The 25,934-nt window shown below is 63.1% G+C and carries 20 protein-coding genes; 9 read left to right on the top strand and 11 right to left on the bottom strand.

Annotated features, from left to right (window positions below):
• Window positions 1-79 precede the first annotated feature (79 nt).
• The 7 genes from purU to B3P22_RS03255 all read right to left on the bottom strand — a co-directional run bounded on the left by purU (window position 80) and on the right by B3P22_RS03255 (window position 8,815).
• On the bottom strand, window positions 80-937 hold the full coding sequence (gene purU / locus B3P22_RS03285; RefSeq protein ID WP_197856837.1) for a formyltetrahydrofolate deformylase: 858 nt from the start codon (window positions 935-937) through the stop codon (window positions 80-82).
• 163 nt (window positions 938-1,100) lie between these two features.
• Window positions 1,101-1,730 carry a sarcosine oxidase subunit gamma gene (locus B3P22_RS03280; protein WP_296269852.1) on the bottom strand — a complete coding sequence of 210 codons (630 nt, stop codon included), beginning with the start codon at window positions 1,728-1,730 and terminating at the stop codon, window positions 1,101-1,103.
• A complete protein-coding gene (locus B3P22_RS03275) occupies window positions 1,723-4,740 on the bottom strand; it encodes a sarcosine oxidase subunit alpha (protein ID WP_296269851.1) in 3,018 nt (1,005 codons plus the stop codon). The genes B3P22_RS03280 and B3P22_RS03275 overlap by 8 nt, the downstream gene beginning before the upstream one ends.
• Window positions 4,737-5,063, bottom strand: a complete 327-nt coding sequence (locus B3P22_RS03270) for a sarcosine oxidase subunit delta (protein ID WP_013717494.1) — start codon at window positions 5,061-5,063, stop codon at window positions 4,737-4,739. Before B3P22_RS03270 ends, B3P22_RS03275 begins: the two co-directional genes overlap by 4 nt.
• Window positions 5,064-5,249: 186 nt before the next feature.
• A complete protein-coding gene (locus tag B3P22_RS03265; RefSeq protein WP_061240240.1) occupies window positions 5,250-6,500 on the bottom strand; it encodes a sarcosine oxidase subunit beta family protein in 1,251 nt (416 codons plus the stop codon).
• 66 nt (window positions 6,501-6,566) lie between these two features.
• Window positions 6,567-7,820 (bottom strand): serine hydroxymethyltransferase, encoded by a 1,254-nt coding sequence (gene glyA / locus B3P22_RS03260; protein WP_296269847.1) that lies wholly within the window; start codon window positions 7,818-7,820, stop codon window positions 6,567-6,569.
• Window positions 7,821-8,515: 695 nt separating this feature from the next.
• Complete coding sequence (locus B3P22_RS03255) at window positions 8,516-8,815, bottom strand: hypothetical protein (RefSeq protein WP_197856833.1); 300 nt, start codon at window positions 8,813-8,815, stop codon at window positions 8,516-8,518.
• 238 nt (window positions 8,816-9,053) lie between these two features.
• Between B3P22_RS03255 and B3P22_RS03250 the strand changes: the two genes are divergently transcribed.
• On the top strand, window positions 9,054-10,094 hold the full coding sequence (locus B3P22_RS03250; protein ID WP_296269845.1) for a low specificity L-threonine aldolase: 1,041 nt from the start codon (window positions 9,054-9,056) through the stop codon (window positions 10,092-10,094).
• A gap of 105 nt (window positions 10,095-10,199) precedes the next feature.
• Here B3P22_RS03250 and gbcB read toward each other — a convergent pair whose 3' ends face one another.
• Complete coding sequence (gbcB, locus tag B3P22_RS03245) at window positions 10,200-11,303, bottom strand: glycine-betaine demethylase subunit GbcB (RefSeq protein ID WP_275547511.1); 1,104 nt, start codon at window positions 11,301-11,303, stop codon at window positions 10,200-10,202.
• 313 nt (window positions 11,304-11,616) lie between these two features.
• On the opposite strand from gbcB, the gene gbcA reads away from it, so the two are divergent.
• Window positions 11,617-12,909 carry a glycine-betaine demethylase subunit GbcA gene (gbcA, locus tag B3P22_RS03240; protein ID WP_296269843.1) on the top strand — a complete coding sequence of 431 codons (1,293 nt, stop codon included), beginning with the start codon at window positions 11,617-11,619 and terminating at the stop codon, window positions 12,907-12,909.
• A gap of 305 nt (window positions 12,910-13,214) precedes the next feature.
• Here gbcA and typA read toward each other — a convergent pair whose 3' ends face one another.
• Both typA and thiI read right to left on the bottom strand, forming a co-directional pair.
• Window positions 13,215-15,035 (bottom strand): translational GTPase TypA, encoded by a 1,821-nt coding sequence (gene typA, locus B3P22_RS03235; RefSeq protein ID WP_197856829.1) that lies wholly within the window; start codon window positions 15,033-15,035, stop codon window positions 13,215-13,217.
• Between the two features lie 272 nt (window positions 15,036-15,307).
• Complete coding sequence (thiI, locus tag B3P22_RS03230; RefSeq protein ID WP_296269841.1) at window positions 15,308-16,762, bottom strand: tRNA uracil 4-sulfurtransferase ThiI; 1,455 nt, start codon at window positions 16,760-16,762, stop codon at window positions 15,308-15,310.
• Between the two features lie 329 nt (window positions 16,763-17,091).
• Between thiI and glnA the strand changes: the two genes are divergently transcribed.
• From glnA to ntrC, 5 genes are all read left to right on the top strand, one after another.
• The gene (gene glnA, locus B3P22_RS03225; protein ID WP_013717510.1) at window positions 17,092-18,498 is read left to right on the top strand and encodes a glutamate--ammonia ligase; all 1,407 of its coding nucleotides are present in this window, start codon (window positions 17,092-17,094) and stop codon (window positions 18,496-18,498) included.
• Between the two features lie 276 nt (window positions 18,499-18,774).
• A complete protein-coding gene (locus B3P22_RS03220) occupies window positions 18,775-19,335 on the top strand; it encodes a DUF4124 domain-containing protein (protein ID WP_296269838.1) in 561 nt (186 codons plus the stop codon).
• A gap of 2 nt (window positions 19,336-19,337) precedes the next feature.
• Window positions 19,338-19,952, top strand: coding sequence for a DUF4124 domain-containing protein (locus B3P22_RS03215; RefSeq protein ID WP_296269836.1), 615 nt, complete (start codon window positions 19,338-19,340; stop codon window positions 19,950-19,952).
• A gap of 189 nt (window positions 19,953-20,141) precedes the next feature.
• Entirely contained in the window at window positions 20,142-21,230 is a 1,089-nt protein-coding gene (gene glnL / locus B3P22_RS03210) for a nitrogen regulation protein NR(II) (RefSeq protein ID WP_275547515.1), read from the top strand.
• Entirely contained in the window at window positions 21,227-22,660 is a 1,434-nt protein-coding gene (gene ntrC / locus B3P22_RS03205) for a nitrogen regulation protein NR(I) (RefSeq protein WP_197856824.1), read from the top strand. The genes glnL and ntrC overlap by 4 nt, the downstream gene beginning before the upstream one ends.
• A 295-nt stretch (window positions 22,661-22,955) precedes the next feature.
• On the opposite strand, the gene B3P22_RS03200 is transcribed toward ntrC, so the two are convergent.
• Window positions 22,956-23,354, bottom strand: a complete 399-nt coding sequence (locus B3P22_RS03200; RefSeq protein WP_197856823.1) for a TM2 domain-containing protein — start codon at window positions 23,352-23,354, stop codon at window positions 22,956-22,958.
• 148 nt (window positions 23,355-23,502) lie between these two features.
• Here B3P22_RS03200 and B3P22_RS03195 point away from each other — a divergent pair, with 148 nt between their 5' ends.
• On the top strand, window positions 23,503-24,714 hold the full coding sequence (locus B3P22_RS03195; RefSeq protein WP_275546882.1) for a putative DNA modification/repair radical SAM protein: 1,212 nt from the start codon (window positions 23,503-23,505) through the stop codon (window positions 24,712-24,714).
• The gene (locus B3P22_RS03190) at window positions 24,714-25,574 is read left to right on the top strand and encodes a TIGR03915 family putative DNA repair protein (RefSeq protein ID WP_296269832.1); all 861 of its coding nucleotides are present in this window, start codon (window positions 24,714-24,716) and stop codon (window positions 25,572-25,574) included. Before B3P22_RS03195 ends, B3P22_RS03190 begins: the two co-directional genes overlap by 1 nt.
• Window positions 25,575-25,934 lie beyond the last annotated feature (360 nt).

Below are 25,934 nucleotides of genomic sequence, written 5' to 3'. Positions count from 1 at the left end.
TAGCCAGACTAGCTAGCGTGCGACGCGGCCGCGGATGCAAAACCGACAGCCGCCGTTCTCTGTGCGGCAAGGTCTCTGGTTAAAGGACTACGGTACGGTTGGCGTTGAGGAACACCCGGCGTTCGAGGAAGTAGCCGACTGCGCGGGCCAGGGTCAGGCATTCGATATCGCGTCCCTTTGCCACAAGATCCTCGGGATAGTGCGCATGGTCGACGCTTTCCACCCCCTGAGTGATGATCGGGCCTTCGTCCAGGTCGTTGTTGATGAAGTGCGCTGTGGCGCCGACCAGTTTCACGCCCTTCTGGTACGCCTGGTGGTAGGGCTTGGCGCCCTTGAAGCCGGGCAGCAGCGAGTGATGGATGTTGATCGCACGGCCATCGAGTTTGCGGCACAGGTCGGCGGACAGCACCTGCATGTAGCGGGCAAGCACCACCAGCTCGGCGCCGGTATCCTCGACCACCTGCATCACGCGACGCTCCTGGGCGGGCTTGTCGTTGGGGTCGAGGGGAAAATGGTGATAGGGAATGCCGTGCCAGTCGGCGAGCGGCTTGAGATCCGGGTGGTTGGAGATGATGGCGGTGATGTCCATCGGTAGCTGGCCGGTACGCTGGCGGTAGAGCAGGTCGTTGAGGCAGTGATCGGCCTTGGAGACCATGATCACCACCTTGGCGCGATAGCCAGGCGGGGTCAGCTCGGTGCACATATCGAACGGCGCGGTGCGTTCGTTGAGGCCGGCGAGGAAGGTCGCCTCGTCGAAATCGGCCTGGGTGCGGAATTCCACGCGGATGAAGAAGCGACTGGCCAGTCGGTCATCGAAGCTGTGGTGCTCGGTGACGTAGCAGCCCTGTTCGAACAGGTAGCGGGTCACCACGTCGACCGTACCGAGCAGGCTCGGGCAGTGGGCGGTGAGAATCCAGGTATCGGGGGTGCGGCTCATAGTGGACTCCGAGACAAACTCCGTTGCTGTTCACCCCTCTCCCATTTATGGGAGAGGGGCCGGGGGAGAGGGCTATCCGACACAACGCGGTTCACCTTTCCCCTCACCCCACCCCTCTCCCAAAGGGAGAGGGAGCTGTTCGTATCAGCTTCTGGTTCTGCCGTCAGGCTTCGACCGCCAACCCATATTCCGCACTGGCATCCTGCAGCCACAGCCAGAAGTAATCGGCGAAGCTGCGGCGGATCAGCAGCTCCCAGGTGTCCTCGCCGGTGTGGCGAATCACCAGTTGCGACTTGGCGAACACCGTGCCGACCGCCTTGCCCACCGGGAAGTTGTTCGGATGCACGTCGTAGCTGCTGGATTTCATCAGTAGTTCACGCACCTTGGGGCCGCGCAGCTCGAGCAGGGTCTGCCCACCGCTGACGTTGACCACCGAAATGTGCTGGCCGTCCAGGGCCTCGCGCAGCTTGCGCTCGACCTCGAGCTCGCTGCCGCCGGGGACGATCAGCAGCCACTCATCCGGGCCCAGCCATTGCAGCGAGGTGTCGCCGTTGGCCACCAGGGTCAACGCCACCGGCAGCTCCAGGCCCAGGGCTTTGTGCACGCCACCGGCGAACTCGGCATCGTCGGCGTCGCCACGCAGCACCAGATGGCCCAGCAGCTTCTTCTCACGCAAGGTCACCCCGGCGCCCTTGCGGCCCTTGCCGGCCAGTTCGTGCAGGCCGGCGTGGTGCAGCGGCGATTGCCCGGCGATGTCGGCAGGGCGTTGTTTGTAGACGTTGACGTTAGACATTCTGGCGATCCCCTTTCGGGTCATAGAACACGGGGCTGACGATTTCGGCTTCGATCACACTGCCATCGACCAACGGCGCGAAGACGCGCTCGCCGATGCGCTTGAGGCCGCCACGAACCAGGGCCATGGCGAAGGAGTGACCCATTGCGGCGCTCATGTAGCTGGAGGTGACGTGGCCGACCATGGTCATCGGAATCGGCTGCTTGGGATCGAACACCAGTTGCGCACCTTCGGGCAGCACCTTGTTCGGGTCCACCGGCTTGAGGCCGATCAGCTGCTTGCGGTTCTCCTTCAGGCAGTCCTCGCGGTTCATGCCGCGCCAGCCGATCCAGGAGAACGGCTTGGTGCGGCCAACGCACCAGTCCATGCCCAGGTCGTCCGGGGTGACCGAGCCGTCGGTGTCCTGGCCGACGATGATGAAGCCCTTCTCGGCACGCAGCACGTGCATGGTCTCTGTACCATATGGGGTCAGGCCGTGCTTCTTGCCGGCCTCGGCGATCTTCTCCAACACGCCCAGGGCGTAGTCGGCCTGTACGTTGACTTCGTAGCTCAGCTCACCGGTGAAGGAGATGCGGAACACGCGCGCCGGTACGCCGCCGACCTTGCCTTCCTTCCAGGTCATGAACGGAAAGGCGTCCTTGTCCAGGTCGATGTCGGTGACCTCGGCCAGCAGCTTGCGGCTGTTGGGGCCGGACAGGGTCATGGTCGCCCAGTGATCGGTGACCGAGGTGAAGTAAACCTTCAGTTCCGGCCATTCGGTCTGGTGGTAGATCTCCAGCCACTCCAGCACGCGCCCGGCACCGCCGGTGGTGGTGGTCATGACGAAATGGTTGTCGGCCAGGCAGGCGGTCACGCCGTCGTCGAAGACCATGCCGTCTTCCTTGCACATCAGGCCGTAGCGGGCCTTGCCCACGTCCAGCTTGGTCCAGGCGTTGGTGTAGACGCGGTTGAGGAACTCGCGCGCATCCGGGCCCTGGATGTCGATCTTGCCCAGGGTCGAGGCATCGAGAATGCCCACCGCGTTACGCACGGCCAGGCATTCGCGGGCCACGGCGGCGTGCATGTCTTCACCGTTCTTCGGGAAGTACCAGGGGCGCTTCCACTGGCCGACATCCTCGAACTCGGCGCCCTGCTCCAGGTGCCATTTCTGCAGCGCGGTGTAGCGCTTGGGCTCGAACAGCTCGCCGCAATGACGGCCGGCGATGGCGCCGAAGGTCACCGGGGTGTAGTTCGGGCGGAACATGGTGGTGCCCATTTCACTGATGCTGATGCCCAGTGAGCGGGCAGCGATGGCCAGGCCGTTGATGTTGCCCAGCTTGCCCTGGTCGGTGCCGAAGCCCAGCGCGGTGTAGCGCTTGACGTGCTCGACCGACTCGAAGCCCTCGCGGGTGGCCAGCTCGATGCCGGCGGCGGTGACGTCGTTCTGCTGGTCGACGAACTGTTTCGGCGCACGGGCGGTGTTCTTGTCGTGGGGCACCTGGAACAGTGCAACCGACGCCTCCTCGATGCGCTTCTCGGCCTTCGGCAGAGTGCCGGTCACGGCCTGGAAGCCTACATCGGCGGCCGCCTTGGCACCGGCCTCGAAGCCATCGGCGAGGCTGTCGCCCAGGCTGAACACGCCGTTGACCGCACCGGCGCAATGACGCTTCTGGAAGCCTTCACCCGGCACGAAGGCGAGGATGTCTTCACGCCATACCGGACGACCGCCCAGGTGCGACGCCAGATGCACCACCGGGCTGTAGCCGCCGGAGCTGACGATCAGGTCGCAGTCGAGGGTCTCGCCCGGGCTGGTGACCTTGTGCTTGGCCAGATCGATGGCGCAGATGCGCGCACCAGTCACACGTTTACTGCCACGCGCTTCGACCACGGCACTGCCGGTGAGTACGCGCACGCCACGTCGGCGCGCTTCTTCGACCCAGCTGCCGCGCGGGTTGCTACGCGCGTCGGCCACGGCCACCACCTGGCGGCCGGCGTCGAGCCAGTCGAGCACCACGCGGTAGGCGTAATCGTTGTTGGTCGACAGCACCAGCTTCTGGCCAGGCGCCACGCCATAGCGGCGTACGTAGGTCGACACGGCCTCGGCCAGCATGTTGCCGGGCACGTCGTTGTTGGCGTAAACCAGCGGCCGCTCGTGGGCGCCGGTGGCCAGCACCACGCGCCCGGCACGCACACGGTGCAGGCGCTGACGCGGCTGGCCCATCGGCGCGACTTCACCCAAGTGGTCGGTGAGGCGCTGGTGGATGGTGAGGAAGTTGTGGTCGTGGTAACCGTTGACCGTGGCACGCGGCAGCAGGGTCACTTCCGGCATCTTTTGCAGCTCGGCGATAGCCTTGGCGGCCCAGTCGGCGGCCGGCTTGTCATCGAGCATCTCGCGGGTGGACAGCAGGCTGCCACCGAGCTCTTCCTGTTCGTCGGCGAGGATGACTCGGGCGCCGCTACGACCGGCGGCCAGGGCCGCAGCCAGACCTGCAGGGCCGGCACCGACCACCAGCACGTCGCAGTGCTGGTTCAGGTAATCGTAGATGTCCGGGTCGTTTTCCTTCGGCGAACGACCGAGACCGGCGGCCTTACGAATGTACTTCTCGTAGGTCAGCCAGAGATTCTGCGGATACATGAAGGTCTTGTAGTAGAACCCGGGCGGCATCATGCCGCCGCCGACCTTGCCGAGGATGCCCATCAGGTCGGTGTTCACGCTCGGCCAGCCATTGGTGCTGGTGGCGGTCAGGTTGGCGTACAGCGCCTGCTGGGTGGCACGCACGTTGGGGATCTGCGCCGCTTCGCTGGAGCCGATTTGCAGCACGGCATTGGGCTCTTCGGCACCGGCAGCGACGATGCCGCGCGGACGCGAATATTTGAAGCTGCGGCCGATCACGTCGACGCCGTTGGCCAGCAGCGCGGCGGCCAGGGTGTCACCGGCGTAACCCTGGTAGGTCTGGCCGTTGAAACTGAAACTCAGCGGCTGGCTGCGGTCGATGCGGCCACCCTGGGAAAGACGATTGACCTGGCTCATGCCGTTACTCCTTGGTCGACGGCCTTTTTCTCGGCGAGCGAAGCTTCAGTGACGCTGGGGCGCTCGCCGATCTTGTAGGTTTCGAGGATTTCGTAGCTCACCGTGTGACGGGTGACATTGAAGTACTGACGGCAGCCCGCTGCGTGAATCCACAGCTCGTGATGGATACCGCGCGGGTTGTCGCGGAAGAACAGGTACTCGCCCCACTCCGCGTCGGTGCAGGCGTTCGGGTCCAGCGGGCGGGCGATATGCGCCTGGCCGCCGGCGTGGAATTCTTCTTCGGAACGCAGTTCGCCACAGTGAGGGCAGAAGATGTGCAGCATGGTCGCTACCTCCGGTAAATCTTCAGACCCGCTCGGAAAACCGCGCGGGGCAAGCTTGTCTCCCCTCTCCCCTGGGAGAGGGGCGGGGGTGAGGGGTGCGGTGTCGCCCGCTCTACCCTCTCCCGCCCTTCGGGCACCCTCTCCCGGAAGGAGAGGGGCATCAGCCGTCGCGCTACGCGCGACCTTTTAGTGAGCAACCCCGGCTGCGCCGTGCTCGTCGATCAGCGCACCGTTGTGGAAGCGCTCGATGGAGAAGGCCTTGGCCAGCGGATGCATCTCGCCCTTGGCCAGGCTGGCCGCGAACACGTTGCCCGAGCCCGGGGTGGCCTTGAAGCCGCCGGTGCCCCAACCGCAGTTGAAGAACAGATTCTTCACCGGCGTCTTGGCGATGATCGGGCAGGCGTCCGGGGTGGTGTCGACGATGCCACCCCACTGGCGGTTCATGCGCACACGCGAGAGCACCGGGAACATCTCGACGATGGCCTGCAGGGTGTGCTCGATGGTCGGGTAGGAACCGCGCTGACCGTAGCCGTTGTAGCCGTCGATGCCGGCACCGATGACCAGGTCGCCCTTGTCCGACTGGCTGATGTAGCCGTGTACGGCGTTGGACATGATCACGGTGTCGATGATCGGCTTGATCGGCTCGGAGACCAGCGCCTGCAGCGGGTGCGATTCCAGCGGCAGGCGGAAGCCGGCGAGCTTGGCCAGATGCCCGGAGTTACCGGCGGCGACCACGCCGACGCGCTTGGCGCCGATGAAGCCCTTGCTGGTTTCCACACCGATCACCGCGCCGTTTTCCTTGCGGAAACCGATCACTTCGGTCTGCTGGATCAGGTCGACGCCCAGGGCGTCGGCGGCGCGGGCGAAGCCCCAGGCCACGGCATCGTGACGGGCCACGCCGCCACGGCGCTGCAGCGAGGCGCCGAGAATCGGGTAACGGGTGTTCTTCGAGCAATCCAGGTAAGGGATCATCTCCGCTACCTGCTTGGCGTCCACCACCTCGCCATCGATACCGTTGAGGCGGTTGGCGCTGACGCGGCGCTCGATGTCGCGCATGTCCTGCAGAGTGTGGCCGAGGTTGAACACGCCACGCTGGGAGAACATGACGTTGTAGTTCAGGTCCTGGGACAGGCCTTCCCACAGCTTCATCGCGTGCTCGTAGAGGTGCGCGGACTCGTCCCACAGGTAGTTGGAACGCACGATGGTGGTGTTGCGCGCGGTGTTGCCACCGCCCAGCCAGCCCTTCTCCACCACGGCGACGTTCTTCACGCCGAATTCCTTGGCCAGGTAATAGGCCGTGGCCAGGCCGTGGCCGCCACCGCCGACGATGACCACGTCGTAAACCGGCTTGGGCGTTGGATTACGCCACATGCGCTGCCAGTTCTCATGATGGCTGAACGAGTGCTTGAACAGGCCGAAGCCGGAATAACGTTGCATGGGCATGCTCCAGGGTTCTACTGCCCTCTCGCGACTGCGCGAGAGGGACCGAGAGAGAGGGTTGGCTTAGCGATAGACCGGGTAATCCGCGCACAACCCGGCCACCAGCTTGGCCACCTGCGCCTCGACATCGGCATCGCCGAGGTGGTCGAGGATGTCGCAGATCCAGCCAGCCAGCGCCTCGCACTGGGCGACCTTGAAACCACGGGTGGTCACGGCCGGGGTGCCGATGCGGATACCGGAGGTCACGAACGGCGACTGCGGGTCGTTCGGCACGGCGTTCTTGTTCACGGTGATGCCGGCACGGCCCAGGGCGGCGTCGGCTTCCTTACCGGTCAGGCCCTGCTTGATCAGGCTGAGCAGGAACAGGTGGTTGTCGGTACCGCCGGAAACCACCTCGTAGCCGCGCTCGACGAAGACCTTGGCCATGGCCTGGGCGTTGTCGATGACCTGCTGCTGGTAAGCCTTGAAGTCAGGCTCCATGGCTTCCTTGAAGCACACCGCCTTGGCCGCGATCACGTGCATCAGCGGGCCGCCCTGGGCACCCGGGAACACGGCGGAGTTGAGCTTCTTCTCGATCTCTTCGTTGGCCTTGGCCAGGATCAGGCCGCCGCGCGGGCCGCGCAGGGTCTTGTGAGTGGTGGTGGTGACCACGTCGGCGAAGGGGATCGGGTTCGGGTACAGGCCGGCAGCGACCAGACCCGCCACGTGCGCCATGTCGACGAACAGCAGCGCCCCGACCTTGTCGGCGATGGCACGGAAGCGCGGGAAATCGAGGGTCTTGGAATAGGCGGAGAAGCCGGCGACGATCATCTTCGGCTTGTGCTCCACGGCCAGGCGCTCGACCTCGTCGTAGTCGATCAGGCCGGTGGCCGGGTTCAGACCATACTGCACGGCGTTGTACAGCTTGCCCGAGGACGACACCTTGGCGCCGTGGGTCAGGTGGCCGCCGTGGGCCAGGCTCATGCCGAGAATGGTATCACCCGCATTGAGCAGCGCCAGGTAGACAGCGGCGTTGGCGGACGAGCCGGAGTGCGGCTGGACGTTGGCGAAGTCGGCACCGAACAGCTGCTTGGCGCGGTCGATGGCGAGCTGTTCGACCTTGTCGACGTACTCGCAGCCACCGTAATAGCGCTTGCCCGGATAGCCTTCGGCGTACTTGTTGGTCAGGCCGCTGCCCTGCGCTTCCATCACACGCTGGCTGCAGTAGTTTTCCGAGGCGATCAGCTCGATGTGCTCTTCCTGACGGCGTTCTTCCTGATTGATCGCCGCGAGCAACTCGTCGTCGTAACCCTGAATCTGATCTTGTTTGCTGAACATCTCGACTCTCCTGCAGCGCCTGTATACGGCGGTCTTGGACTGACGGGCCGGCAAGGCCCTGTGCAGCGATGGTAGGGCCGGCCCTGCCCCCTCAGATGCCTGCCAACGCCACGAGAGCATTTGTTTGCGACATGCCGCGTGTCGCAATCAGGCGCGTCGATACGAGGCTGCTGTTTTGCGCACAAATGGCGGGGATCAAGCTGTGGATAAACCGTGCATACAGCGCGCTGCGCCAGCGCCTGCGAGGGCTGCCGAGGAACGATCATTTCCTGATCGATATCAGTTAGTTAGCAAGGCGAGCCATGCACAGAAGCCGTGGATTAGCCTGTGGAAAAGCTGTCGATCGATGAGTGCAGGGCTCACCAGCTCTGAGCCCCGCGCGTGAGGTCGATATCTGCACAGCGCAGCAGGCCGCATGGCTTATCCACCAGCGACCGCTGAAAAGAAGAAAGACGGTTGGGGATATGCACAGAAGATGTGGATGAAAGTGTGCATAGTCTGTTCGACACAGGCGCCAAGCCAGGGCCGCCGCGGCCTTCCGGAAATCGCCTAAAAATCGAGCAGGATCAACAAGATAGGTTTAGCTTGTGCACAAATACTGTGGACTGTGTTGTGCACTGGCTGTGGAAATGCGTCGCCAGGCCAGAGCCCACAAGGCCCTGGCCTGACCGCGCACTAACTACTCAGATGGATGATTACGGCTTGAGCTTGCTGCTGCAGCTACTGGACGCATTCACCAGGCGCTGCTGCATGGCAGTGTCGGGAGGGGACTGACGGGTCATCTCGTGCAGCTCGGCCTCACTGAACTCTTCACTGACCTTGGTCGCGGCGCAGTCGCAATAAGCTCGCAATTGTGGCTCCTCATATCCCGCCGGCGCGCCAGCGATGCACTGCTGAACGAACTCGTTCTTCGCGCTATCCGACCACTCGGCAGCGGAAACGGGCAGCGCCACAGCCAGCGGCAGGGCAAGGGCGAGCAGGTGACGATAAGTCATATGAAACTCCTTCTCTGATTGCGAAGGGCGGGTCGAGTGCCGCCCTCTGGTAGGTGTGAACACCGCAGAAAGCCTCAAGTTCCATTGCGGAGCCGAACGGCGGTTCACCAACGGACCAGGCAGTACGCATCAGTGCAACAACTCGTCGCCGCCACGGACCCTCGGTCACAGGCCCTTGGAGTAAAGTGCACGCTTTGCCGGATGACCTGCCGGCAGGCTTTTCAGAAGGAACGCATCCATGCCCGACAATGCCCAGCAATTCGCCAGCGACAACTACTCCGGCATCTGTCCCGAAGCCTGGGCCGCCATGGCCGAGGCCAACCAGGGCCACCAGCGCGCCTACGGCGATGACGAGTGGACCGCCCGCGCCGCCGACCACTTCCGCCGCCTGTTCGAGACCGACTGCGAGGTGTTCTTCGCCTTCAACGGCACCGCCGCCAATTCGCTGGCCCTGGCCTCGCTGTGCCAGAGCTTCCATAGCGTGATCTGCTCGGAGACCGCTCACGTCGAGACCGACGAATGCGGCGCGCCGGAGTTCTTTTCCAACGGCTCCAAACTGCTGCTGGCCAAGACTGATAACGGCAAGCTGACGCCACAGGCGATCCGTGAGATCGCCCTCAAGCGCCAGGACATCCACTACCCGAAACCACGTGTGGTCACCCTCACCCAGGCCACCGAAGTCGGCACCGTGTACCGCCCGGAAGAAGTCCGCGCCATCAGCCAGGTCTGCAAGGAGCTGAACCTCAACCTGCACATGGACGGCGCGCGCTTCTCCAATGCCTGCGCATTCCTGGGCTGCAGCCCGGCGGAGCTGACCTGGAAGGCCGGCGTCGACGTGCTGTGCTTCGGCGGCACCAAAAACGGCATGGCAGTGGGCGAGGCGATCATCTTCTTCAACAAGGCGCTGGCCGAGGACTTCGACTATCGCTGCAAGCAGGCCGGCCAGCTGGCTTCGAAGATGCGCTACCTGTCGGCGCCCTGGGTCGGCATCCTGCAGGAGGACGCCTGGCTGCGTTACGCCAACCACGCCAACCACTGCGCTCAGCTGCTCGCCTCGCTGGTCGAAGACGTGCCCGGCGTCAGCCTGATGTTCCCGGTCGAAGCCAACGGCGTGTTTCTGCAACTGTCCGAGCCGGCCATCGCCGCCCTGACCGCACGCGGCTGGCGTTTCTATACCTTCATCGGTGCTGGCGGCGCGCGCTTCATGTGCTCGTGGGATACCGACGAAGCGCGAGTGCGTCAGCTGGCTGCGGATATTCGTGAAGTGATGAGCGCCTGAAACGCGATAAGCCCCACGAGTGGGGCTTATCGCTAAGTAGTCCGGATGCAATCCGGGGAGGTCAATCACCCCGGATTTCATCCGGGCTACAAACCTTCATGGCGATCAATAATCGATCGCCACGTCCCCTTTCGGCACGCTGCAGCACGACAGAATGTAGCCTTCGGCCACGTCCTCGTCGGTAATGCCGCCGTTGTGCTCCATGTCCACTTCGCCCGCCGTCTTCATGACCTTGCAGGTACCGCAGATGCCCATGCCGCAGGCCTTGGGAATATGCAGGCCGAGCTTGGCGGCAGCGGCATGCACGGTCTCGCCGGGCGCGACGCGAATGCTTTTGCCGGTGCTGGTGAACTCCACCTGATTAAGCTCGCCGACCGGCAATTCCGGCGCGTCGGCAGCTTCGGCTGCCAGCTCCTTGACCTCGGCACGAATCTCCGGCGGCGTCGGGCCGAAGGCTTCTTCATGATACCGACTCATGTCATAGCCGGACGCTTCGAGCAGGCGCTTGACCGCACTCATGTAGGGCGTCGGGCCGCAGCAGAAAATCTCGCGCTCGAGGTAATCCGGCGCGATCAGCTCCAGCATCGTCTTGTTCAGATAACCCCGATAGCCAGCCCAGGCTTCGCCCAGGCCGTGCTTCTCGCAGATCACGTGCAGGCTGAAGTTATTGATGCGCGCGGCCATGTGCTCCAGCTCGCGCTGGTAGATGATGTCCTTCGGCGAACGGGCGCTGTGCACGAACACCATATCGACGTTGGCGTTGGTGTCGTAGAACCAGCGCGCCATCGACATCACCGGGGTGATGCCAACGCCACCGGATAGATACAGCACTTTTTCGGAGGGGAAATCTATCGCATTGAACAGCCCGACCGGGCCGTGCACCGGCACCTCGTCGCCTTCCTTGAGATTGTCGTGCAACCAGTTCGACACCTTGCCGCCCGGCACCCGTTTGATGGTGATGGAGAAGCTGTAGGGCACCGAGGGCGAGCTGGAAATGGTGTAAGAGCGCATGATCGGCTGACCGTCGATCTCCAGCTCCAGGGTGACGAATTGACCCGGCTTGAAGAAGAACAGCACCGGCAAGTCGGCCATGAAGCAGAAGGTACGGACATCCCAGGTTTCCTGGATCACCTTGACGCAACGCACCAGATGGCGGCCGTTGGTCCAGGTTTGGGTGGTAACCGGGTTAAGGAAGGAGTTGGTGGTCATGACAGCTCTCCACGCGGCCGGATATCGGCCTATATGGCGCGGATTGTGCGAAAGCCCGCCGACCGTCATTTATCTGCCAGCGACATCCGCATGCTTATCGCGACCTGCCTGATAGCACGGGGCCTGACGCGTCGGAAACAAATCCAGGCATGTCGCCCATGGATAAGGATTGCCCATCGGCCGGATCCACACTCCGCCTCACCAAGCATGCGCGCCCGTTGCAGGCGGCAGCGATTGATCGACACCTTGCGGCACATACCGTATCAGCCACTTTTTTCGGCAGGCGCGCCGCGCCCGCCACCGAGGAGCCAACATGGACTGCACCCAAAACCTGAGCCTGGGCGACCCACTGGAGCCCGTCCGCAAGGCCACCGCCCAGATGCTGCACGAGCGCGACCACACTTTCTCGCTGCCGCAGCCCTTCTATAACGACGAGCGCCTGTTCCAGGTCGACATGCAGGAGATCTTCCACAAGGAATGGCTGATCGCCGGCATGACCTGCGAGATCCCTGCCAAGGGCAACTTCCTCACCGTGCAGATCGGCGACAACCCGATCCTGGTCATCCGCGGCGCCGAAGGTCAGATCCACGCCTTTCACAACGTCTGCCGTCACCGCGGCTCGCGTCTGTGCGTCTCCGACAAGGGCAAGGTCGCCAAGCTGGTGTGCCCGTACCACCAGTGGACCTACGAGCTGGACGGCCGCCTGCTGTTCGCCGGCACCGAAATGGGCGCCGACTTCGATCTCAAGGACTACAGCCTCAAACCCGTGCAGTGCAAGACCGCTGGCGGCTTCATCTTCATCAGCCTGGCGGAAAATCCGCCGGCCATCGACGAATTCCTTACGACCCTGGCTCACTACATGGAGCCTTACGACATGGAGAACACCAAGGTCGCGGTGCAGAGCACCATGCGTGAGCAGGCCAACTGGAAACTGGTGCTGGAGAACAACCGCGAGTGCTACCACTGCAACGGTTCGCACCCAGAGTTGCTCAATACCCTGCTGGAATGGGACGACGTCACCGACCCGCGCGCCAGCCAGGCGTTCAAGGACCAGGTTGCCGAGTGCACCACCCGCTGGGACAGGGACAACATTCCCTACGCGCACGCCAGCTTCGGCCTGCGTAACCGCATCGTGCGCATGCCGCTGCTCAAGGGCACCGTGTCCATGACCATGGACGGCAAGCAGGGCAGCAAGAAGCTGATGGGCCGCATTACCGATCCGGATCTGGGCTCGATGCGCATCCTGCACCTGCCGCACTCGTGGAACCACTGCATGGGCGATCACCTGATCAACTTCACCGTGTGGCCGATCAGCGCCCAGGAATCGATCGTCGTCACCAAGTGGCTGGTGCACAAGGATGCGGTCGAGGGCGTCGACTACGACGTGGCGCGCCTGCGCGAAGTCTGGGATGCCACCAACGATCAGGACCGCCGTCTGGGCGAAGAAAACCAGCGCGGCATCAACTCCACCGCCTACCAGCCTGGCCCGTACTCGAAGACCTACGAGTTCGGCGTGATCAACTTCCTCGACTGGTACAGCGAGCGCATGCTCAACAACCTCGACGACACCCCGGCGCAAACCCTGCGCCAGGTTGCGGGCGAGTGATGACGCTCAGCCTGCTACTGTTGATCGGGCTCACAGCCTACGGGCTGCTGGCCTGTCGACCGAACGCAGGTTAAGGCAAATCAAGAAAACCCCGACTCCGCAAGGATGCCGGGGTTTTCTTTTGCCGCCCTGCTCCGCTCAGGCGGCATGGAGCCGAAAATGCTTGGGAGCGATGTCTGACGTCACCGTGCGACACCCAAGAGCTCCACGCAAGGTATGACAGACCATGAAAAAAGCCCCGCCAGATCGCTCTGGCGGGGCTTTGCTTTTACCTGCAGCTTGAAGCTTGCGGCTTGCGGCCGCTCTTAGACCTTGGCGCGCTCGAAGCGCTTGCGGTCGTTCTCGTTCAGGTACTTCTTGCGCAGACGGATCGACTTCGGCGTCACTTCCACCAGCTCGTCGTCGGCGATGAATTCCAGCGCCTGCTCGAGGGTGAACTTGATCGGCGGTACCAGGGCGATGACTTCGTCCTTGCCGGAGGCGCGCATGTTGTCGAGCTTCTTGCCCTTGGTCGGGTTGATCACCAGGTCGTTGTCACGGCTGTTGATACCGGCCAGCTGACCTTCGTAGATTTCCTGGCCCGGCTCGAGGAACAGCTTGCCGCGCGCCTGCAGGGTTTCCAGCGAGTAGGTCAGCGCGGTGCCGGTGGCCATGGAGACCAGTACGCCGTTCTGACGGTTGCTCACTTCGCCGGCCTTGATCGCGCCGTAGTGGCTGAAGGTCGAGGTCAGGATGCCGCTGCCCGAGGTCAGGGTCAGGAAGTTGTTACGGAAGCCGATCAGGCCGCGCGCCGGGATGGTGTACTCCAGGCGGATACGACCCTTGCCATCAGGAACCATGTTGGTCAGATCGCCCTTGCGCAGGCCCATCTGCTCCATCACCGAACCCTGGTGCTGTTCTTCGATGTCGATGGTGACGTTCTCGTACGGCTCCTGCTTCTCGCCGGCCTCGTTCTCGATGATCACCACTTCCGGACGGCCTACGGCCAGTTCGAAGCCTTCGCGGCGCATGGTTTCGATCAGTACCGACAGGTGCAGCTCACCACGACCGGAGACCTTGAACTTCTCCGGGGTCTCGCCCGGCTCGACGCGCAGGGCGACGTTGTGCAGCAGTTCCTTCTCCAGACGATCCTTGATGTTGCGGCTGGTGACGAACTTGCCTTCCTTGCCGGCGAACGGCGAGTCGTTGACCTGGAAGGTCATGCTCACGGTCGGCTGGTCGACGGTCAGCGGCGGCAGCGCTTCGACGTTGTTCTGGTCGCACAGGGTGTCGGAGATGAACAGCTCATCCATGCCCGATACGCAGACGATGTCGCCAGCCTGGGCTTCCTGAACTTCGACGCGCTGCAGGCCGGAGTGGCCCATGATCTTGAGGATACGGCCGTTGCGGCGCTTGCCGTCGGCACCGATGGCGGTTACCGGGCTGTTGGCCTTGACGGTGCCGCGAGCGATGCGGCCGATACCGATGACGCCGAGGAAGCTGTTGTAGTCCAGCTGCGAAATCTGCATCTGGAACGGGCCGTTAACGTCGACGACCGGAGCCGGGACGTGGTCGACGATGGCCTGGAACAGCGCGTCCATGTTGTCGTCCATCTTCTCGTGGTCCATGCCGGCGATGCCGTTCAGGGCCGAGGCGTAGACGATCGGGAAGTCCAGCTGCTCGTCGGTGGCGCCGAGGTTGTCGAACAGGTCGAAGATCTGGTCGATGACCCAGTCAGGACGCGCGCCCGGACGGTCGATCTTGTTGACCACGACGATCGGACGCAGGCCGGCCTTGAACGCCTTCTGGGTCACGAAACGGGTTTGCGGCATCGGGCCGTCCTGGGCGTCGACCACCAGCAGTACGGAGTCGACCATCGACATTACGCGCTCTACTTCACCACCGAAGTCGGCGTGCCCGGGGGTGTCGACGATGTTGATGTTGTAGTCGCCCCACTTCAGCGCAGTGTTCTTGGCCAGAATGGTGATGCCGCGCTCTTTTTCCTGGTCATTGGAGTCCATGACGCGCTCGTTTTCCGCTTCTTTGCGGTCGAGGGTGCCGGACAGACGCAGCAGTTTGTCGACGAGGGTGGTCTTGCCATGGTCGACGTGGGCGATGATGGCGATGTTGCGCAGATTTTCGATCACTGTGTGTATCTCGATCAGAGGATTCGGTGTGTCGCCCAGCCTGGACGACGAATATGAAGAAAAGGGGATCAGCGAGCTGATCGGGGGACCTCTAAAAACGTAGGCGAGGCAGTCAGTGCAAGGCAAAAACAAGCGAAAAGGCGGAGTTTACAAGTTGTAAATGAGCATTTTGAGCTTGTTTTTAACGCAGCAATGACAACGCAGGTAGTTTTTAGAGGTGCCCCAGGTCGGGAGGGCGATGGCGGATACTCCCGCCATTCAACCCCGGCGTCCTATGCCGGACGATAAACGCGCACATTGGCGTGTCCCTCGCTCAGCAGATGATGGGCATGCAGGCGGCTCATGACGCCCTTGTCGCAGTACAGCAGGTACTGGCGGTTCTCATCCAGTTCCTTGAATTTGTTGTTCAGCGCATAAAACGGCAGCGCCTGCACCTCGACGCCCGGCACGTCCAGCGGCTCGTCTTCGGCAGCATCGGGATGGCGGATGTCGATGACGATTTGCCCGGCCAGCGCCTCACGCACCTCCTCGACCTGCACGTCCTTGCCCAGTTCGTCGATCACGCGGTCGATGGGCAGTTGGGTCGCGCGCTCCAGGGCACGGTCGAGGATGGCCATGTCGAACTGCGCCTCCTCCTTCTCCACGCGATAACCACGGGCCTTGGTAGTCGGGTTGACCGAGATCACGCCACAGTACTCGGGCATGTTCTTGGCGAACTCGGCGGTGCCGATCTGCGTGGCGGTGTCGATGATGTCCTGCTTGTGGCTGGCGATCAGCGGGCGCATCACCAGCATGTCGGTGGCCGAATCGATCACCGCCAGGTTGGTCAGGGTCTGGCTCGACACCTGGCTGATCGCCTCGCCAGTAACCAGCGCCTCAATCTGCAACTTTTCGGCAACACGGGTGGCAGCGCGCAGCATCATGCGCTTGAGGATCACGCCCATCTGGCTGTTGTCGACCTTGCCGAGAATCTCGCCGACCACTGCCTCGAACGGCACGCTGACGAACAGCACGCGCTGCGAGCGGCCGAACTTTTGCCAGATGTAGTGTGCCACTTCCATCACGCCCAGTTCATGGGCACGCCCCCCCAGATTGAAGAAGCAGAAGTGGCTGACCAGGCCGCGGCGCATCATCTGGTAGGCCGCGACGGTGGAGTCGAAGCCGCCGCTCATCAGCACCAGAGTCTGCTCCAGCGAACCCAGCGGGTAGCCGCCGAGGCCTTCGTGACGGTTGTGCACCACGAACAGGCGCTGGTCGCGAATCTCCATGCGCACTTCGACTTCCGGCTTCTTCAGATCGATGCCGGCTGCACCGCACTCCTGACGCAGACGCGAACCGACGTGGCGCTCGACGTCGATGGAGCTGAACGCGTGCTTGCCGCCACGCTTACAACGCACGGCGAATATCTTGCCCGGCAGCTGGTCGGCATAGTGGCGCTTGCAGTGCTCGGTGATCTCATCCAGATCGCCCAGCGGGTATTCATTAACTTCGAGGAACAGGCCGATACCCGGCGTGTTGCGCAGGCGCTCGGTCATCTCGGCCAGAAGCTTGGCGTCGTCCAGGTCGGTCTCGACCTCCAGGTTGTCCCACACACCGGTGACCCGCAGATCGGGGTCAAGATCGCGCAGCACGGCGCGGATGTTCTTCCCCAACTGGCGGATGAACTGCTTGCGCACCGGACGACTCTTGATGGTGATTTCAGGGAAAACTTTAACGATCAGCTTCATGAATAGGCCGCCCACTTGGGGGACGAAAAAACAGGGGCGCGGATTATAGCGGAAATTGTTCAAGCTTTGACCAAAAATACTGCAGCACCAAGATGGCGCACCAAAATAGGTCTTTTGAATAAATCGCAGCCCTCAAATGGTGCAAAACTCAAAGCGAAATTGCTGCGCAGGCGGCGCAGCGCCTGAGTTTCGCGGCCTCTGCCCAATAAAGGGCACTGGCATGCAATTTGCTCCCTTGTGAGGCAGGTTGCCCTGAAGGACTATCCCGCCGGGCTTCACCGCACATATCGGGGCTCCACTAAGCGAGCCTTTTCCATCTGGAGGACAACATGTCTAAGGCTGTTCAACTGATCAAAGAACATGACGTGAAGTGGGTAGACCTGCGCTTCACCGACACCAAGGGCAAGCAGCACCACGTGACCATGCCGGCCCGTGACGCCCTGGACGAAGACTTCTTCGAGCACGGCAAGATGTTCGATGGCTCGTCCATCCATGGCTGGAAAGGCATCGAAGCCTCCGACATGATCCTGATGCCGGTCGACGAAACCTCCGTGCTGGACCCGTTCACCGAAGAGCCGACCCTGATCATCGTTTGCGACATCATCGAGCCGAGCACTATGCAGGGCTACGATCGCGACCCGCGCTCCATCGCCAAGCGTGCCGAAGAGTTCCTGAAAACCACCGGCATCGGTGACACCGTATTCGTCGGCCCGGAGCCCGAGTTCTTCATCTTCGACGAAGTGAAGTTCAAGTCCGACATCTCCGGCTCGATGTTCAAGATCTACTCCGAGCAAGGCTCCTGGATGACCGATCAGGACGTGGAAGGCGGCAACAAGGGCCACCGTCCGGCCGTCAAGGGCGGTTACTTCCCTGTTCCGCCGTGCGACCACGACCACGAAATCCGTACTGCCATGTGTAACGCCATGGAAGAAATGGGCCTGGTCGTCGAAGTGCACCACCACGAAGTGGCCACTGCCGGTCAGAACGAAATCGGCGTGAAGTTCAACACCCTGGTCGCCAAGGCTGACGAAGTTCAGACCCTCAAGTACTGCGTGCACAACGTGGCCGACGCCTATGGCAAGACCGCTACCTTCATGCCGAAGCCGCTGTACGGCGACAACGGTTCGGGCATGCACGTGCACATGTCGATCTCCAAAGACGGCAAGAATACCTTCGCAGGCGAAGGCTATGCCGGTCTATCCGAGACCGCGCTGTACTTCATCGGCGGCATCATCAAGCATGGTAAGGCCCTGAACGGCTTCACCAACCCGTCGACCAACTCCTACAAGCGTCTGGTTCCGGGCTTCGAAGCTCCGGTCATGCTGGCCTACTCGGCTCGCAACCGCAGCGCCTCGATCCGTATCCCGTACGTTTCCAGCCCGAAAGCCCGCCGTATCGAAGCGCGCTTCCCGGACCCGGCTGCCAACCCGTACCTGTGCTTCGCTGCACTGCTGATGGCCGGTCTGGACGGTATCCAGAACAAGATCCACCCGGGCGATGCCGCCGACAAGAACCTGTACGATCTGCCGCCGGAAGAAGGCAAGCTGATCCCGCAGGTCTGCGGCAGCCTGAAAGAAGCCCTGGAAGAGCTGGACAAGGGCCGCGCGTTCCTGACCAAGGGCGGCGTGTTCTCCGACGATTTCATCGATGCCTACATCGAGCTGAAATCGGAAGAAGAAATCAAGGTACGTACTTTCGTACACCCGCTGGAATACGACCTGTACTACAGCGTCTAAGCCAGACTCGCGCCGCCCTCGTGCGGCGCGCTTCAAGAGCCCTGCCCGGCCCTGCCTGGCGGGGCTTTTTTATGGGCACGCAGCAACACCATGCCCTGTAGGAGCGAGCTCTGCTCGCGAAGCTCTCCAGGTCGCCAGGTTCGCGAGCAGAGCTCGCTCCTACGGCAGATCCGAGTCCACTTTTTGTAGCCGAACATCACAGCCAAGGCGCCCTGCGCTTGCCAGGAACCGATTGCAGTGCAAGGCTTAGCGCATCACCCGAGGAGGGATCGGCCCATGCGCCCATTACTCGCCTGCCTGTTGCTTGCCCTGGCCCTGCCGGTCAGTGCGCAGATTTACAAATACACCGACGCCAACGGCAACACGGTCTTCACCAATCAGCCGCCGGATGGCACGGCCGCCGAGAGCGTCGAACTGCCGCCGACCAACACGGTGGAGATGCACACGCCCAGCCTGCCAGCGCCCGAAGACGACGCCCCGACGCAGAGCGAAGCGCCCTACGCCGAGCTGAGCCTGACTGGCATTCCGGATGATGAGGCCATGCGCGCCAACAACGGTACCTTCATCGTCGGGGTGAACATTCAGCCGCGCCTGCAACCCGGTCACCGCCTGCGCCTGATCCTCGATGGCGAACCCTATGGTCAGGCCAGCAACGTGCCGAGCCTGCAATTGACCAACCTGGACCGCGGCGAGCACGCACTGGCCGTGGCCGTGATGGATGGCGAGCGCATCGTCCAGCAGAGCGCCACCGAAACCTTTACCGTGCAGCGCATCAGCCTGAACAGTCCGGCGCGCCAGACACCACCATCCCGTCCGACACCGAAGCCTGTCAATTGACCATGCGATTTCCGCTCATCCTGCTTGCGCTCGTCGCGCCGTTCGCGTTTGGCCAGGTCTACACCTACATCGACGCCGAAGGTAACCGCGTATTCACCGACAAGCCGCGCAGCAGCAATGCCGAGCGGGTGATGCTCGCGCCCTCCAACCGCGTGGAGTTGAGCCAGCCCACGCCCATGGTGCGCGCGACCCCGCCTGCCGTCACCAAGCCGACCGTGCACTATCAGTTGCTGCGCATCCTCCTGCCGGAGCCGGACGCCTCGATCCACAACGGTTCTGGGGACATGATCGTCACCCTCAATAGCGAGCCGGGTCTGCTGTCCAGCCATAGTTACCGCGTGCTGCTGGACGGCGAGCCACAGGGCGAAATCAGCCGCAGCCCGGTGTTTTCCCTGCGGCACGTCGACCGCGGCACGCACCAACTGGTGGCAGAGATCATCGACTCTGCGGGCCTCATCGTCGAGCGCACCCCGGCGCAGCCCTTCCACATGCACCGCATGAGCCTGGCGCAGAAGCGCAAGGTCAACCCGTGCAAGAAGGATGAATACGGCGTGCGGCCCGAATGCCCGCTGAAAGACAAACCCAAGGAAGAAGTCAGCATCCTTCCTTTCTTCTGAAAGCAGATTGCACCTTAATGGTGCAATCTGGCGCACCATCTCCTAAGCTCTCCCTGTTTTGGGTCGCTTTTCCCTACCCAACTGCGCCGCTACGCCCCTAAAACCTGCCAGACCGCACACATCATGCGTCTTTTCGGGGCCTTGGTTTGCTTCTTGCATTTTCCTGCCCATCGCCGGAACGCACTGCCTATGACCATCAACGACGCGCTGCACCGACTGCTACTCGACAACCTGACCACCGCCACCCTGCTGCTCGACAGCCAACTGTGCCTTGAGTACATGAACCCGGCGGCGGAAATGCTCCTGGCCGTCAGCGGCCAGCGCAGCCATGGACAGTTCATCAGTGACCTGTTCACCGAATCGCCCGAGGCGCTTTCGTCGCTGCGCCAAGCGGTGGAGCAGGCGCATCCGTTCAACAAGCGTGAAGCCGTGCTGACCTCGGTCACCGGCCAGACGCTGACCGTGGACTATGCGGTGACGCCACTGTTCAGCAAGGGCGAAACTCTACTGCTGCTGGAGGTGCATCCGCGCGATCGCTTGCTGCGCATCACCAAGGAAGAGGCGCAGCTGTCCAAGCAGGAGACCACCAAACTGCTGGTGCGCGGCCTGGCCCACGAGATCAAGAACCCGCTCGGCGGCATCCGCGGCGCCGCGCAACTGCTCTCGCGCGAGCTGCCCAACGAAGACCTCAAGGACTACACCAACGTCATCATCGAAGAGGCCGACCGCCTGCGCAATCTGGTCGACCGCATGCTCGGCTCGAACAAGCTGCCGTCGCTGGCGATGACCAACGTGCACGAGGTGCTCGAGCGCGTCGCCAACCTGATCGAGGCGGAAAGCCAGGGCGGCATCACCCTGGTGCGCGATTACGACCCGAGCATTCCGGACCTGATGATCGACCGCGAGCAGATGATCCAGGCCGTGCTCAACATCGTGCGCAACGCCATGCAGGCCATCGCCGGGCAGAAGCACGACATGGGCCTGGGCCGCATCAGCCTGCGCACCCGCACCCTGCGCCAGTTCACCATCGGCCACACACGCCACCGCCTGGTGGTCAAGGTCGAGATCATCGACAACGGCCCCGGCATCCCGGCCGAACTGCAGGAAACCATCTTCTATCCCATGGTCAGCGGGCGTGCCGACGGCACCGGCCTGGGCCTGGCCATTACCCAGAACATCATCAGTCAGCACCAAGGTCTGATCGAGTGCGAGAGCCACCCTGGCCACACCGTATTCTCGATCTTCCTGCCGCTGGAACAAGGAGCGCCCACGCCATGAGCCGCAGTGAAACCGTCTGGATTGTCGACGACGATCGTTCCATCCGCTGGGTCCTGGAAAAGGCCCTGCAGCAGGAAGGCATGACCACTCAGAGTTTCGACAGTGCCGACGGTGTACTCGCCCGCCTGACCCGCCAGCAGCCGGACGTGATCATCTCCGATATTCGTATGCCCGGCGCCAGCGGCCTCGACCTGCTGGCACGGATCCGCGAGCTGTATCCGCGCCTGCCGGTCATCATCATGACCGCGCATTCGGACCTGGACAGCGCGGTGGCCAGCTACCAGGGCGGCGCGTTCGAGTACCTGCCCAAGCCGTTCGACGTCGACGAGGCGGTCTCGCTGGTCAAGCGCGCCTTTCAGCATGCGCAGGAACAGCAGAGCCTGGCCGCCCCCGCCGCGCAGGCACGCACCCCGGAAATCATCGGCGAGGCGCCGGCGATGCAGGAGGTGTTCCGCGCCATCGGCCGCCTGTCCCACTCCAATATCACCGTGCTGATCAACGGCGAATCCGGCACCGGCAAGGAGCTGGTGGCACACGCCCTGCACCGCCACAGCCCGCGCGCCGCCGCTCCGTTCATCGCCCTGAACATGGCGGCAATTCCCAAGGACCTGATGGAGTCCGAGCTGTTCGGCCACGAGAAAGGCGCCTTCACCGGCGCGGCCAACCAGCGTCGCGGGCGCTTCGAGCAGGCCGACGGCGGCACCCTGTTTCTCGACGAGATCGGCGACATGCCGGCCGACACCCAGACCCGCCTGCTGCGCGTGCTGGCCGATGGCGAGTTCTATCGCGTCGGTGGTCACACCCCGGTGAAGGTGGACGTGCGCATCATCGCCGCCACCCACCAGAACCTGGAAACCCTGGTGCAGGCCGGCAAATTCCGTGAAGACCTGTTCCACCGCCTCAACGTCATCCGCATCCACATTCCGCGCCTGGCCGACCGCCGCGAGGACATCCCGACCCTGGCCCACCATTTCCTTGCCCGCGCGGCACAGGAGCTGGCGGTGGAGCCGAAACTGCTGAAGAGCGAAACCGAGGATTACCTCAAGCACCTACCCTGGCCGGGCAACGTGCGCCAGCTGGAGAACACCTGCCGCTGGATCACCGTCATGGCCTCGGGTCGTGAAGTGCATGTCGACGACCTGCCGCCGGAGTTGCTGACCCAGCCGCAGGACGCCGCGCCAGTGACCAACTGGGAGCAGGCCTTGCGCCTATGGGCCGATCAGGCCCTGGCACGCGGCCAGTCCAGCCTGCTCGACACCGCCGTGCCCGCTTTCGAACGAATCATGATCGAGACCGCGCTCAAGCACACCGCCGGCCGCCGCCGCGACGCCGCGCTGCTGCTGGGCTGGGGCCGCAACACCCTGACGCGCAAGATCAAGGAGCTGGGCATGAAAGTCGACGGCGCGGACGACGACGACAGCGACGACTGATCTTCAGCGTTACGAAAAAAGGGCAGCCCGCGGGATGCCCTTTTCATTTCTCGGTGCCCCCGGATTGCATCCGGGCTACGGGACTGTCTCCCCTCTCCCGCTTGCGGGGCTTGAGCGGAAACAGCGAAGCATCGCTTCGCCCGCTCAAGCGCCCTGAGCTCTGCGAGGGGCCGGGGGAGAGGGTCTATTCGGCAACACCGAACCGCCTGAGCCACCCTCTCCCCAGCCCTCTCCACTAGGCGTGCCCCCAATAAATGGAAGAGGGGGCAGATCGTGCAAATCACTTGCCTCTGACTCAACCGCGCTGCGCATTCCGGATCGAGATCTGTGTGTTGAGCGTCAAGAAGTCGTAGAGCACGCCGATCAGGAACAGGCCGCCAGTGAACAGGTAGATGATCCCGGTGATCCACTTGCCCTGATACATGCGGTGCACGCCGAACACGCCGAGGAAGGTCAGCAGGATCCAGGCGACGTTGTAGTCGGTATCGCCGGCGGTGAAGCGCAGGTCCGCCTCGCGATCCATCGAGGGGATCAGAAACAGGTCGATGATCCAGCCAATGAACAGCAGACCGAGGGTGAAGAACCAGATGGTGCCGGTCACCGGCTTGCCGTAATAGAAGCGGTGCGAACCGAGAAAACCAAAGATCCACAGCAGGTAACCGATCAGCTTGCTGTGTGTGTCCTGTCGTTGCATGACGTACTCCTTGAACGAGGTACCGGGTAAGACGCAGCGCGCCGACATAAGGTTTCACGCGCCGTTGGGCGGTGCGACTTCACGAACTGCTTGATAGCTGTACGATGCCCATATACTGTATATAAAAACAGTATAGCTACGGCATGCCATGCAACTGATCGAAAAACTCACCATCCTCGCCGATGCCGCCAAATACGACGCCTCCTGCGCCAGCAGCGGCGCGCCGAAGCGCAGCTCCAAGGGCAAGGACGGCATCGGCTCGACCAACGGCATGGGCATCTGCCACAGCTACACGCCGGACGGACGCTGCGTGGCGCTGCTGAAGATCCTGCTGACCAACTTCTGCCTGTACGACTGCCAGTACTGCATCAACCGCCGTTCCAGCGACGTGCCGCGTGCGCGTTTTTCACCCGAGGAAGTGGTGACCCTGACCCTCGATTTCTACAAACGCAACTGCATCAGTGGACTGTTCCTCAGCTCCGGCATCATCCGTTCGGCCGACTACACCATGGAACAGTTGATCCGCGTCGCCAAGCTGCTGCGCGAGGAGCATCAGTTCCGCGGCTATATTCACCTGAAGACGATCCCCGATGCCGCCCCTGAGCTGATCGCCGAAGCCGGCCTGTATGCCGACCGCCTCAGCGTCAATATCGAACTGCCTACCGAGACAAGCCTGGTACGCCTGGCACCGGAAAAGAACGTCGGCAGCATCCACCAGGCCATGCACAGCATCCACCAGGGCGAGCGCGAGGCTCAGGAAGAACGCCGCGCGCCGCGCTTCGCTCCGGCCGGGCAGAGCACGCAGATGATCGTCGGCGCCGACGCCACCGACGACAGCACCATCCTGCATAACGCCCAAAGCCTGTACCACGACTATCGCCTGCGCCGCGTCTACTACTCGGCCTTCAGCCCGATTCCGCAAAGCCCGAAAAGCGTGCCCTTCGAGGCGCCGCCACTGCTGCGAGAGCATCGCCTGTACCAGGCAGATTTCCTCATGCGCGGCTATGGCTTCAGCGCCACGGAACTGCTCGCTGGTCCCGGCAACCTGGCGCTGGATATCGACCCCAAGCTGGCCTGGGCACTGGCCAACCGCGAGCAGTTCCCGGTCGATCTGAACCGTGCCGACGAAGCGCTGATCGCCCGCGTGCCCGGTATCGGCGTGCTCAGCGCTCGGCGCCTGGGCGCACTTCGGCGTGAACGGCGCATCCGCTATGAAGATCTGACCCGCCTGCGCTGCGTGCTGGAGAAGGCCAAGCCCTTCATCGTCACTCAGGATTACCGGCCACCGCGGGCCGAACACGAGTCCGTGGTGCTGCGCCAGCAACTGCGCGATACCCCGGCGCAGATGGCGTTGTGGTGATGCACAGCCTGCGCTTCGACGGCACCTTCACCACCTGGCGTCAGGCCGCACGCCGCGCCTTGCTCCAGGGCCTGGCGCCGCATCAGCTGCAGTGGCTCGACGAAGAAGCGGCGCCCGGCCTGTTCGATCAGCCCGCCGAACCTGCACCTGAGCCGAACGGTCGCCTGCGGGTATCCCCCGAACTGCTGGAGCTACTGGAAAGCGCTGCGCAGTACCGTGGCGAGGAACGCTGGAGTCTGCTCTACCGCGTGCTTTGGCGCTTCGTGCAGGGCGAGCGCAGCGCCGTGCTGGCCGGCGACGCGGACGGCAGCGAACTGCATCGGCGACTCAAGACAGTGCGCCGCGAAGCCCATCATCTGCACGCCTTCGCGCGCTTTCAACCGAGCAAGGCTGCCGGCGCGCCGGATTTCGTCGCCTGGTTCGAACCGGCTCATGACATCCTCGCCTCGGCCAGCGGCCATTTCGCCGAGCGCCTGGGCAAGCACAGCTGGCTGATCGCAACGCCGCGCGACGGTGTGTTCTGGGATGGCCAGCACCTGCTGCACGAACGCCGTTGCCCAGCGCAATGGCAAGCCTGGGCGCAGCAGCCCGAGGATGACGGCCAGGCCCTGTGGCGCGCTTATTACGGCAGCACCTTCAACCCGGCGCGTCTCAACCGCACGGTGATGCAGCAGCATCTGCCGCTGAGATTCTGGAAGAACCTGCCGGAAGGCCCTCTGATTCCGCAATTGATGAGCGAGGCGCGCGCAGGCGCACAACGAGATGGCCAGGCGCTGGTGCTGGCCGGCAGGAAAGGCAAACGCATCGCCATGGGGGCTGAGGCGACCGCAGGGCGGATTGGGGCAGGAGAGCAGGCGTAGTCAGTGGCCACCCTTCACGAGCGCCGACAGGTCTTCCAGCATGCGGCTCGGCAGCGGCCCGCTCCAGCGCGCAGGGTTCGTCAGCCGGGAAAGGTAGTGTGATGGCAAGGAACAGCTCGCGGACAAGTCCGCTCCCACAAGGAGGCTCGCTGCTCTGCTTTGTGGGAGCGGACTTGTCCGCGAATGTCATGACACGAAGTGGATTAGCGGATCACCCGCAAACGGGCTTCCGCTTCAACGCAGCGCCTAGCTGGCAACCTCAGCGCCGCTCGGTCAGCGGGAAAGTTATGGATGGCTCAAGGAAAAGCTCGCGGACAAGTCCGCTCCCACAAGGAGGCTCGCTGCTCTGCTTTTGTAGGA

It is taken from the genome of Pseudomonas sp. UBA6323 (assembly GCF_002439135.1).
Classification (GTDB): Bacteria; Pseudomonadota; Gammaproteobacteria; order Pseudomonadales; family Pseudomonadaceae; genus Aquipseudomonas.
This window is presented reverse-complemented; position numbering and strand designations above follow the sequence as displayed.